Genomic DNA, 12,346 nt, shown 5'->3' on the forward strand with positions numbered 1-12,346 from the left:
GCTTAAGCAAACTCCGTCATCACTAATTTTGCGATTTCAAAGTAGATAATTAAGCCAGTTCCATCAATAAAAGTCGCAATGAACGGTGCAGAAACAACTGCTGGGTCCACTTTTAACTTCTTCAATACCATTGGAATAATTGAAGAAACAACCGCACTCCACATTGTGATAGCAACGATGGTTAAGCTAACCACAATAGTGACCTCGTGGCCAACACCTAAAATCCACGCACGGATTAATGCTGCACCACCGATAGTCACCGCCACTAAAAATGAGGTGGAGACCTCTTTCTTCAGAACGGTACCAAGGTTGCGTAAACTCACCTCGCCGAGCGCCATTGCACGGACTAATGTCGATGTAATTTGCGTTCCACTATTACCGCCTGTACCAATCAACAGTGGAATGAAAAACGCTAACGAAATTGCTGCTTCGAGTTGTTCTTCAAACGCTTTTAACACTGTTCCTGTATACGCTTCGGCCACAAATAGCATCAACAACCAAACGACACGTTTACGCCATAGAGTTACAGGGCTTGTCGTTAAGTAAGGCTCATCTAACGGGGTGGTCGCGCCTTGTAACTGCGCATCAAGTGTATTCTCATCTTCAATCAGTTCGGCGATATCTTGCGGACGCAAAACACCCATTAATTTGCCAAATTGCACCACAGGTATCATATCTAAACCGCTATGATTAATCAGATCATAAACATCATGACGCGACTGTTCCGGGGCAACAGAAAAATAATTGTGTCGCATGATATCAGACACTAATAAATTTTCAGGTGAAGCTAATAATGATTTGACTGAAAGAATACCATTTAAATAATTGTCGTTGTCGACAACAAATAAATAGGTTGGGATTTGCTCGCCATCAAGATGCTCAATAAGATTTTGTTTCACGCAAGCTATTGAGTCCGCGACAGATACTGGCAAATATGATTGGCTCATATAAGCACTTACTGTTGCATCATCAACTTTTGGTGATTGTGTATTATTGTCTTTGAGGCGTGCGCCTTTCATTGCGGACTGAGCAATAGCAACTGCTCCCGCTTTGTTCTGGGTAGTGAATGTCATTTTTTAGTCCCTATTACTGTTGGTTACTCAAACAGTACTCACATAGGGGCGAAACCAGATGAGAGAATGCAAAAGCTATCTCTTCGTCTCGGTTTTAGCACTATACAACGTATCCTGACTTTAGCAGGAAGTTACATGGGGATATACCTTCGGTCGATATATCCTGTCCTGATCTTGGGCGTCTCTCGACGTCGTCAGATCAGTAACCTATGTTTGTATAGGAGCCTCGCCTAACGAGATACTGCACTTTGGATGCGGCGCGAATTATACCCACTGGTGAATTAATTGCCACCCTATATCTACGTTTTTTTACGCATGGGAAACTTATTGTTTAAGTTCTGTTTAAGTTCATATGAATTACATCCACATAATGTAATAAAATGTAACTAATAATAAAATTAGATATTCAAATTAAAATAAATATATTTAGTTACTTCCCTACAACCAATCCTTGGATAAATCAAAGTAAGATCTGTAATATTATTTAACAAATCTTATCGATAATTAGTCAAAACTTATCCTTCTATTTACCTTACAATACAAAAATAACAACATAAAGGAGTAAGCATAATTAAATATAAACAATACGCTCTATAAGAGTAGATGCAATAACTAATGCCAACTGCCAATTGGTTTTTTATATTAACAATGTGCAAATAAACAAATAATGAAATAAGAAAATACACTTATGTCGCTATTTAAATCGACATTGTTATTGGAAAGCATTTTTTTAGATTGTTAATATTTAATATCAAGCATCAATTTAGTATTAAATATTACGGGAATTATCTTAGAATATTTTTTATTTTATTTAACAGTGAAAGTTTTATTATGGATAAAGTAATTGTTGGGATGTTAACAAATTTAACATTTCGCGTAAACGATGAAATCAAAATTGCAGCTATTTCCGCTTTAGGTGATTTCAAAGCAACGATTGAATATAATGATGCCATCATTCGGATCATAGAGTTATGTCAAGATCCAAACAAAGAAGTGGCTGTATCAGCGATTAATACACTGAGTAAGCTATCTATTTATTTTTTACGTGGTTCACTACCAGAACATTAATTACACTCTCATTCTGAGTACTGTAAATAATTACTATGATCTATTTTATAATACTGTCCCATTAATAATCTAATGAGACAGTTTGCGTATATTAAATGGTTTTACGCTATTTCAGTGTTACCTTGTAATTGGCAGCTGCAAGCTAAAACATAACCTTCAGCGATTTCTGCTTCAGTTAATGTCATTGTGCTTGTTGTTGTGTATTTCCCTGATAGCACTTTTGTTTTACAGCTTCCACAAACCCCTGCTCGGCAAGCCGCAATAACGGGCTGTTTATTTTGCTCCAGTGCAGATAATAAAGAAGTACCTACTGGGACTTTAAAATCGACCAATCGTTGACGAATTTTTAACGTAAGAATATCTTCACTATCAACAATATCTGGTTCAGTAGAAAAACGCTCCATAAAGAAATGTTCAGTAGGAACACCTAAATTCGCAGCAAATTGCTGTGCATTTTTCATATAAGGCACTGGCCCACATGTCATTACAATTCGTGAATCAATATCGGGTACTAAAGCTTTTAGTTTCTCTTCAGTTAAACGCCCTTGAGCAACATCGCCATTATCGGGAGTTTCTGGCATGACACACAACTGCAATCGTTCTGGGTATAGCTGAACCAGCTTTTGCCACTCCTGCGCAAAAATAACTTGCTTATCATCGCGAACATTAAAGAGTACTTTTACATGAGAACTCGGACGATTTACCATCAGCCAACGAGTCATTGACATAATCGGTGTCACACCACACCCTGCTGCTAACATCAAATACTGAGTATTTTTTAGATTAGCACATGTGAATTCCCCTTGAGCTTCAGAAAGCCAAAGATAATCGCCCTCTTTAACCGAACGTGTTAACCAATTTGACCCTTGACCATCATCTAAACGCCTGACTGTAATGGATATAAATCGACTTTGCCCGGGTGATGATGAAAGAGTGTAAGCACGCATGACATCATCACTATTTTTAATACTGACCAAGGCATATTGACCAGGTGAATATGTATAAAAATCATGATTGATAAGATTGATTGTCCAGACATCCGATGTTTCTTGGATAATCGAATGAACTTGCATTCTATTTGGACATAAACTGCTTGGCATGGTCATCGCGCTACTCCTTTAAAGGGGGTCGCAGCCCCCGTCTTTCACATCGTTTTTAAGCTTTTTCTATCGTTTTATTGATCATGCAGGTAAGATTTCTGCCAGATCTTGCTCAACCGTCGTAATACTACGCATGCCAAACTTCTCATTTAGCACATTTAATAAGTTTTCAGTTAAGAAACCCGGTGCTGTTGGGCCGGTATAAATATTTTTCACACCCAACGCTAACAATGTTAAGAGGATAACGATCGCTTTTTGCTCAAACCAAGACAGAATCAAACTCAATGGCAAATCATTAATACCACAACCAAGTTTTTCTGATAGATTCACTGCAAGCATGATTGCAGAATACGCATCGTTACATTGTCCTACATCCAGTAAGCGTGGCAGCCCTTCTAATGTACCGAAATCTAATTTGTTAAAACGATACTTACCACAAGCAAGTGTTAGGATTAAGCAATCTTCAGGCACACTACGCGCAAAATCTGTGTAATAGCTACGCTCACCGCGGCTACCATCACAACCACCAACAAGGAATACGTGACGTAATTTTTTCTGTGAAACTAAATCAATCACCGCATCTGCCGCGCCTAACAGTGTTTGACGACCAAAACCAACGGTAATTTTGTGCTCGATTTCAGTATACGGGAAACCGGTAAGCGACTGAGCTTGAGCTATCATTGCAGAAAAATCATCGCCAACTAAATGTTTTGCACCAGGCCAACCCACAATACTACGCGTCCAGATACGGTCTTTATAATCTCCAACATCAGGGTCAATGATACAGTTAGAGGTCATCAAGATAGACCCTGGGAATTTTGCAAATTCCACTTGCTGATTTTGCCAACCGCTACCATAGTTACCGACTAAATGAGGGTATTTTTTCAGTTCTGGGTAACCATGTGCTGGCAGCATTTCACCGTGAGTATAAATATTGATACCCGTACCTTCGGTTTGCTCTAACAGCATTTTTAAGTCTTTCAGGTCATGGCCTGAAATCAAAATACATTTCCCAGCGACTGGGCGAACGTTGACTTCCGTTGGTGTTGGATGACCAAATTCACTCGTTTCACCTGCATCCAGAATTTCCATGATCTTGAAATTCATCAAACCAATTGCCATGGCATTATCAAGCAGCTCATTCATATCTGATGGCAATGTTCCAAGCCAAGCCATAATTTCATGATATTGACCATAAACATCATTATCATACTGGCCTAAAACATGGGCGTGTTCCATATAGGCTGCTGCACCTTTTAAGCCATACAGGCATAACATACGTAAACCGTGAATGTCTTCACCGACTTCAGCTTTATCAATATCTAATGAAAATTGAGCCGCCTGTTCCTGCAAGGTTGGAATATCAGTCCCATTTAATTGCAAATTAATTAATGGGTGATTGAAAGCCACTGCACTATTCACAGATAGGCAATGTTTGATTAATTTATCACGTAAATAAATAGCTTCACGGGCATAACCAATAATACGCTCTGAATCAAAGTTGACGTTGGTTAAGGTAGAGAAAAATGCGCGCGGAGCAAAACTATCAATATCATGGTCAATAATACCCAGTGAGCGAGCAGTGACTGCGCTTGCAGATAAGCTTTGCAATACAGCAACTAATAAATCTTGTAGGTCAGATGTTTCTGCTGTTTTACCGCACATACCCTGCGCGTATGCACAGCCATTTCCAGCTGGAGTTCTAATTGTTTGTTCACATTGCACACAGTACATGTTGTTGGCCTCTTAAAGTTGCATTTCAAATACAACATTAAGACTACGCTCTTTATTAGAATAAAAAAGTGGAATTATTCGTTATCTAACGGTTTATTGATCTATATTAATATTCATTGCAAATGAGAACTATTAACAATATTAAAAGTATGCTATTCGTGCTGATTAATTTTATTTTTCACCTTTCTTGCTTAAATTCCCTATTTTGCATTTTATTTTATTCCTGATAACGTTCTTACGATAACTCTTGTTATACTTACCTATAAGTGTTTGTTATTCCATCGTATAAAGAGAATCCAATAAAGATGAGCCAAGTAAATTCAGTAAGTAAATCTATGATGAAAAATAGATTGCGGATTTTTAAACGGTTAAAAGAGTCAGATAAAACACCTGTAAAAATCTTACTACTCGCCGCACTGATTGGTGCAGCAGTCGGTCTTATCGGCTCACTATTTGAATTAGGAACAACTTGGATTAGCAACTATCGCATTCAATCGGTGAGTGAATGGGTTGCCCCTAAATGGTTGATGGTTGTGGGGATGTTTTTTATCTCTGCACTTCTTGCCATGTTAGGTTACTACCTTGTTAAACGGTTCTCTCCTGAATCAGGTGGGTCTGGGATCCCAGAAATTGAAGGTGCATTACAGGATTTACGCCCTGTAAGGTGGTGGAGGGTCATCCCGGTTAAGTTTATTGGTGGATTAGGGACATTGGGCTCAGGCATGGTGTTAGGACGAGAAGGGCCAACCGTGCAACTTGGTGCGAACCTTAGCCAAATGTTCTATGATTTATTTCGTTTAAAAGACAATGAGTCACGCCATACGTTGCTTGCCTCTGGTGCTGCCGCGGGTTTATCCACTGCATTTAATGCCCCTTTAGCCGGTATTTTATTTATTATTGAAGAAATGCGCCCACAATTTAAATACAGTTTAATTTCAATTAAAGCGGTATTTATCGGTGTTGTTACCTCCACGATTGTCTATCGGTTAATTAATGGGGAAGCTATTGTATTAAATATCGGCCAATTTTCTTCTGCGCCAATGAATACTTTATGGCTTTATTTAATTTTAGGTTTAATGTTTGGTGTCATCGGTATCTGTTTTAATGGCTTTTTATTGTACTTACAAAGCAAATTTTTAGCATTTTACCAAAATAAAATTTCTCGCTTTGTCTTGATGGGCGGGTTAATTGGTGGTGCCTGTGGTGCAGTTGGTGTTTACCTGCCTGAAATTGTTGGTGGTGGTTATTCAGTGATCCACCAGATGGTTGCAGGCCAATTCACCATCACATTGTTATTCATATTTTTTGCTTTACGGTTTTTGACTTCAACGATCAGCTTTAGCTCTGGTGCTCCAGGGGGCATTTTCTCCCCTTTACTCGCCCTTGGGACCTTATTTGGTGGTGTTTTCGGCTATGCTGCCCTCGAAATATTCCCTAATTACCAAATTGAAGTGGCTACTTTCGCTATTGCTGGCATGGGAGCTTTATTTGCCGCAACCGTCAGAGCGCCATTAACGGGAATAGTTTTAGTTTTAGAAATGACAAATAACTACCAGTTAATCTTACCTATGATTATTACCTGCATTGGCGCCACAATGGTGGCTCAATTTTTAGGTGGCAAACCGCTTTACTCTGTGTTGTTAGAAAAAACCTTAGCCCGTAGCGAAAAAGAAACCGCTCCCCCCGCCACTGACAAACCTTAAATAGTAGAAGTAAAAAGAGTTGCCGACAGTGGCAACTCTTTTATTAAGATAACCTATGCTAGTTTCTTACTTATTTTTTCTTGGCAATGAGTGTCGCAAAGTTTAATTTAATACGGTTACCTTGTGAATCCGTGCGATGTAAGTGACCAGGATTTTCATTATATTTCAAAATATCCCAATCTTTATAGTACCCTTCTAGCTCGCCTGGTTTTAAGAAGCATTTGAATGGCACTAAATCCAGTGGTGCATCTGGCGTTTCAACAGCACACACAATAACGTTAACTCCCCCTGGCAGAGTATGTTCTTGCATATTAGTAATAACATTGGCAATTTTTTCTCTTTGCAAGAACATCAGTACAACAGTGGAAATAATAAGTTCGTAATCCTCTTGTATCTGGTGACTATTAATGTCGTAAACCGCTGTATGAATATTTTCAACTCCGGCTTGTTTTTTAACAAAGTCAATCGCTTGGATATGTTGAGGGTTAATATCTACCGAGGTCACGTCGTACCCCTGCAAGGCAAGATAAAAACTATTGCGGCCCCGTCCTGAACCTAAGTCCAATGTTTTACATGGCTTACTAAGGTGATTCTCACACAAATAGCGCACTTCTGAATGTGGGGTCGTTAGCCCGTGCTCTTTATAAAATTTCAGTTCTGATTTGCATAAAAAATCGAGTTGGCACTCCATGTCATCACTACACGCGAAAATGCGGTGCCAAACCTGAGGCTCAATAATAGGCGGTTGGTTATGAATATCAAAGGTAAAGTGTTGCTCGCTGCCATCTTCATTAAAAATGATAAAGTCTAAAGAGCCTTTTAGCACTTTCAACTGTGCGTATGTATCCTCTTTTGTATTATGGCGCTCTTGGAACATTAACGGTAAGGAATTTTTATTCCAAACTGGCATAGTTTTGTAACACACGAGATCATTCATATCATCACCATCAATAAGTTGCATTTTAAATACATCTTATACCGTTAGTTTGCTATCTGCAAAATATTCATGAATAAACTATCGAGGACTTGATTCATATCAACCCCCTAAAGGTAAAGAAGGCTGATATGCTTTATAAGCGATATTAATAACTTAATTGTTCCGCGCTTAATCCTAAGAATTCAAAAGGTTTTGAAACTACATAACTGTTGGTCGCATCCCCTGAATAGATATGGCTCTGCTCTTCACCAAGGTCCAATTTCTTCACTTTTCCCGTTTCAGCCGAAAAGTCAATTTTTGCTAAATCAGTCCAAAAAATATTTGGCGTTAATGCCGATTCAAAAAAGTAGAGCTGGCGTTTATGGTCAACTAATGTTCGCCAACGTGTAGATGAAATTTCAGGCGAACTTTCGGACGTCAATCCGTAAGGAACGGACACATTACGTACCACACTGAAAACGCTAGCTACCGCTTTATTAGGCGTTGTTTTTTGAGGGATTGCATTAATATAAAACTGAGCGCGAGCAAATCTATCAGCGGAACGGTTAGTCCCCGGTAACATGACAGTGCCACCAATACCTTGCCAATATTCCTGCATTGCTAATTGCTTTTCATAAGCCGGTGAGTTAGTCATCACTTGATATTTGCGGCTATGATGAATGACCTGCTTACCATCAATATATTCAATAATTGCGCTATCGCCACTCGCATCTGATAATGATAAATGCAACGTTGCTAGTCTATCTTGTCCTGGAACATTATCCGTTGCGACGACAAGTGGATTTTTTTCTAGGTCAGCTACCGCCTCTTCTACTGTCGCATAATTATCTAGAACATATTGCGCCCATAAAGATATCGACAATGCAGGTTGCTTGTTATCGAGTTGAGGGTATTTTGATTCCGCAAGCCAGAGTAAATTAGCAACAAGGCCTTCCTCGTTCACTCCATCAGTCGTTGAAATGTCATAACCCGAGGCTATCACACTACCGTATTTTGATTTCCATTTTAAAGAGTTAGGCCCTGCAATACCGTCACGCTCCATGCCTCGAGGAAAGATCCATAGATTGGTACCAATATCATATTTCCAATCCATTGTTCTTCCGGTCATTATTTGTTCATTTTCACCTAAATAAACAACTCGAGTACAAGCTTGGCTAACTGTAATCGGCATTGATATCGCTGCAGTTGCGGCAAGTGCTACGATACTTTTCTTAATAAATTGCATGCCATCTCCAAAATAGTTAAAAATAAATTTACATAATAAGCATACTACATAAATACGAACTATTTATGCTCAAAGAATAATGTATTAAAAAAAGTGCGATTAACACAATGAAATATAATAAATAATGACACAAAATGGCACCCATATTAACCAGTGCCATTTTGCGAGAAAGAATTAATTATTTACTGATGAAAATAAAGAACGTAACAATGCGGCTTTTTTCGGATTATCTGGAATCGATAATATTTCATCATAAAAGCTGATAGAAATACGGCAAGCTAGTGCAGGAGATTTCTTCCCAGCCTCTAAATTCCCAAGGATTGCAGTATCTGCACCATACTTTGCAGAAAGACCGCTAGCAAGTTGCGTTAACTCATCCGAATACTCTTTAGGGGACATCAATGTCTGTCTTACGCCTTCCTCACTGGAAATTAAGAGTTCATTAGTTGCTTGAATTTGCTTCAGCAAAACAGCTTGGCTTTTTTGTGGCGGAATAATTTCTGCTGTTTCTCTTAGGTGCGGAAACAATGAATAAAAACATGTTTTTCCTGTTGGATCTTCTTCCAATAAGACTTTCAGGTAATCATTCACTCTACTGGTAAAATTAATCACGGAATCATCAGAGGCATATTCCATTCGTTCGAGTACTAACTTCATGACATTTCCAACAACCTGATCAAACAGTTGGCGGCGTAAGTCTTCATTAGCTGGGTCGTACTGTGTAATTAAGTGCTCAAAACTTTGGTAGGTTTCAGGGCTTATTTTCTTAACCGTCGCGATAATCGGCAGTTCTTTTTCTACTTGAGCAAGTGCTTCTGAATGAATGGCACTATTATTTTCTGTAGATAACACATTGTTATCTTTACTTAACCAATAAAAACCGAATGCAAATGCAATAAAAATAATGCTAACAATTAATGCGGTTTTACGTGAGTTATTTGTATTCAAAGTTACCCTGCCTTTTCTTGGTAAAACGGTTCCCCACAAACACTTTCAAGCTGATTATAGATTGCAAAACTAATTGAATATAATGTCATGGCATCTAAAAACGCTAATCTTCACGTATCTAAAGCGCTAATCCATGAATTGATCTATAAAAAGTGATAATGCTTATTTTAGCTTGTATCAAAGTCGTCTAGCTATAGGAATAAAGGAAATTGCGAGGTTAAGACGAGGGAATTTGCCACAAAGAAGCAATTTATAATACGTTGGATATAAAAAAACCTTCAGGATTCGAAAGCCCGAAGGTTTTTTATGGCAAAAATCTTATTTAACTTGAACACCTTCAACTGAAATTAACAGTTGTGCTTCTTGAGATTTAGGCCCCAAATCAGATTTGATGTTAAATTCTTTCAACTTGATATTACCTTGAGCTTCAAAACCTGCACGGTATCCACCCCAAGGATCTTTACCTTCGCCCATTAATTTAGCATCTAACGTAATCGGTTTAGTGACACCGTTTAACGTGAAATCACCCGTTATTTTGTATGCTTCACCGTCTTTCTTCACTTCTGTTGAAACGAATTTCGCTTCAGGGAATTTTGCTGCATTTAAGAAATCACCACTGCGTAAATGTTTATCACGCTCTGCATGGTTAGTGTCAATGCTGCCAGTCTTGATAGTCACTTCAACTTTATCTTTTGATGGATCTTTTGCATCATAAGTAAAAGTCCCATCAAAGTCTTTAAAACTACCATATACCCAGCTATAACCTAAATGCTGAATACGAAATTCAATAAACGCGTGTTGGCCTTGCTTATCAAATTGGTAAGTTTCTGCTAATGCTGAACCTGCCATTAAAAAAAGTGCACCAGTAGCCAGACCAAGAACCGTTTTCTTCAACATAATTATCTCCACGTTACTTATCGGGGTTAAAACCCAATATTCTTTTTAATGTAATATCACGATCAAAAAAGTGATGTTTAAAAGCTGCAAAAGCATGCAACACTGATAATAAAACCACTGCCCAAGCTAAATATAAATGAACTTCACCTGCGGTATCCGCTTGTGTTGCAGCACCAGTAAATAGTGCAGGTACATCAAACCAACCAAATACACTGATAGGCTGTCCATCAGCGGTTGAGATTAAGTAACCGCTGATCAAAATACTGAATAAAATAATATAAATCAGAATTTGAACAATAATAGAGCTAGCTTTCGTTAATTTACTGTAGCTTGCTAATGGCTTCGGTGGCGGTGAAATAAATCGCCAAATCACACGAAATGCCATAACAATAAATAATAATATTCCTATACTTTTATGTATCTCTGGAGCTTGATGATACCAACTATCATAATAACCTAGTGTCACCATCCATAAACCTAAAGCGAACATTCCATATACGACAATTGCGACCAGCCAATGTACGAGCAAAGAGATATGCCCATAGCGGCTTGCATTATTTTTCCATTGCATGATAAAAACCATTTAGAGAAGAAGGTAATATTTTATTAACTAAGCCGTAATAATCATAAGGTGAAATTAATTTTATTCCTATCCCAAAGTTAAACAAATATTTTGTTGAAGATATTCAAATACGATCAACATAATAAAAAATAGATTACTATTTGATTTTGTCTAGTTTTAATTATAAAAGTTGAATAAAGATTCTTCCACTTTTGTAAATGGTCGTAACTAAATACTTAGTTCATTTATTTATTAATTTCAATTAAATCTAACTTATTCCTAATGGATATAAGCTATTTTCGATAAAATAACATTTGTAGGTCTGCCTTTTTCCCCATACATTGGTATTCTTCCTTTTAACATTGCGAACTGACTGATAGGTTAAATACTATGTATAAACTTTGGATAGCAAATAAAAACTACTCTTCATGGTCATTGCGCCCATGGGTTTTACTAAAGGTATTACAAATCCCGTTTGAAGAAAATTTGTGTTTATTTGAAAACGGTAAAAGCAGCCATGAAAAATTCAGTCGTTTTTCCCCTACCGGTTTAGTCCCTTGTTTAATCGATGAAAACCAAACAATATGGGATTCTTTAGCCATTTGCGAATATATTGCAGAAGACTTTCCTCAAGTCTGGCCAAAAGATCGCAAAGCCAGAGCATGGGCTCGAAGTGCTAGCGCAGAAATGCACTCAGGTTTTAGTGCACTACGCCAGCAGTGTCCTATGGATGGTGCTCATAATGCACCACTTAATAATATTTCAATTGAATTACAAACTGACTTAAACCGCTTGCAGAAATTATGGCAAGATGGGCTAAACCAATTTGGTGGCCCTTGGCTTGCAGGTAGTGAATTTACGGCTGTAGATGCTTTTTTTGCACCAGTTGCCTTCCGAATTCGCAGTTATCACTTACCTGTAAACCCAGCGGCTAAACAATGGGTTGACCGAATTTTAGTTTTACCCGCAATGAAAGAGTGGCATGAAGCCGGCTTACAAGAGCCGAATATTGAGCATTAAAATGGGCGAATAAGGAGGCAATATGTGCCTCCATTTTATTTGATTAGAAAAAAATCACCTGCTCGAACATCAAAATTAA

General features: G+C 38.1%; 11 protein-coding genes and 1 riboswitch. Of the genes, 3 read left to right on the forward strand and 8 right to left on the reverse strand.

The annotated features are described in order from the left end of the window. Positions 1–2: 2 nt before the first annotated feature. On the reverse strand, positions 3–1,073 hold the full coding sequence (locus PR800_RS16280; protein WP_102137365.1) for a magnesium transporter: 1,071 nt from the start codon (positions 1,071–1,073) through the stop codon (positions 3–5). Positions 1,074–1,145: 72 nt separating this feature from the next. Continuing rightward, positions 1,146–1,318, reverse strand: a riboswitch (M-box (ykoK) riboswitch). 586 nt (positions 1,319–1,904) lie between these two features. On the opposite strand from PR800_RS16280, the gene PR800_RS16285 reads away from it, so the two are divergent. Further along, positions 1,905–2,141, forward strand: a complete 237-nt coding sequence (locus tag PR800_RS16285; RefSeq protein WP_102137364.1) for a HEAT repeat domain-containing protein — start codon at positions 1,905–1,907, stop codon at positions 2,139–2,141. Between the two features lie 101 nt (positions 2,142–2,242). Here PR800_RS16285 and hcr read toward each other — a convergent pair whose 3' ends face one another. After that, positions 2,243–3,247, reverse strand: a complete 1,005-nt coding sequence (gene hcr, locus PR800_RS16290; RefSeq protein ID WP_166265456.1) for an NADH oxidoreductase — start codon at positions 3,245–3,247, stop codon at positions 2,243–2,245. Positions 3,248–3,322: 75 nt separating this feature from the next. Continuing rightward, a complete protein-coding gene (hcp, locus tag PR800_RS16295; RefSeq protein WP_102137362.1) occupies positions 3,323–4,975 on the reverse strand; it encodes a hydroxylamine reductase in 1,653 nt (550 codons plus the stop codon). A gap of 305 nt (positions 4,976–5,280) precedes the next feature. Here hcp and clcA point away from each other — a divergent pair, with 305 nt between their 5' ends. Beyond that, entirely contained in the window at positions 5,281–6,678 is a 1,398-nt protein-coding gene (gene clcA / locus PR800_RS16300; protein WP_102137361.1) for a H(+)/Cl(-) exchange transporter ClcA, read from the forward strand. A gap of 70 nt (positions 6,679–6,748) precedes the next feature. Here the strand turns inward: clcA and tehB are convergent, their stop codons facing one another. The 5 genes from tehB to PR800_RS16325 all read right to left on the reverse strand — a co-directional run bounded on the left by tehB (position 6,749) and on the right by PR800_RS16325 (position 11,256). Next, on the reverse strand, positions 6,749–7,639 hold the full coding sequence (gene tehB / locus PR800_RS16305; protein ID WP_272531143.1) for an SAM-dependent methyltransferase TehB: 891 nt from the start codon (positions 7,637–7,639) through the stop codon (positions 6,749–6,751). 121 nt (positions 7,640–7,760) lie between these two features. Continuing rightward, positions 7,761–8,840: a linear amide C-N hydrolase gene (locus PR800_RS16310; RefSeq protein WP_195697552.1), complete on the reverse strand. Its 1,080-nt coding sequence runs from the start codon at positions 8,838–8,840 to the stop codon at positions 7,761–7,763. A 174-nt stretch (positions 8,841–9,014) separates the two neighbouring features. Continuing rightward, a complete protein-coding gene (locus PR800_RS16315) occupies positions 9,015–9,788 on the reverse strand; it encodes a topoisomerase IV (protein ID WP_195697553.1) in 774 nt (257 codons plus the stop codon). A 318-nt stretch (positions 9,789–10,106) separates the two neighbouring features. Further along, positions 10,107–10,685: a YceI family protein gene (locus tag PR800_RS16320; protein WP_272531144.1), complete on the reverse strand. Its 579-nt coding sequence runs from the start codon at positions 10,683–10,685 to the stop codon at positions 10,107–10,109. Between the two features lie 13 nt (positions 10,686–10,698). Then, the gene (locus PR800_RS16325; protein WP_166265462.1) at positions 10,699–11,256 is read right to left on the reverse strand and encodes a cytochrome b; all 558 of its coding nucleotides are present in this window, start codon (positions 11,254–11,256) and stop codon (positions 10,699–10,701) included. A gap of 381 nt (positions 11,257–11,637) precedes the next feature. Between PR800_RS16325 and PR800_RS16330 the strand changes: the two genes are divergently transcribed. After that, positions 11,638–12,267: a glutathione S-transferase family protein gene (locus PR800_RS16330; RefSeq protein WP_166265465.1), complete on the forward strand. Its 630-nt coding sequence runs from the start codon at positions 11,638–11,640 to the stop codon at positions 12,265–12,267. Positions 12,268–12,346 lie beyond the last annotated feature (79 nt).

It is taken from the genome of Providencia sp. PROV205 (assembly GCF_028479505.1).
GTDB lineage: Bacteria > Pseudomonadota > Gammaproteobacteria > Enterobacterales > Enterobacteriaceae > Providencia > Providencia huaxiensis.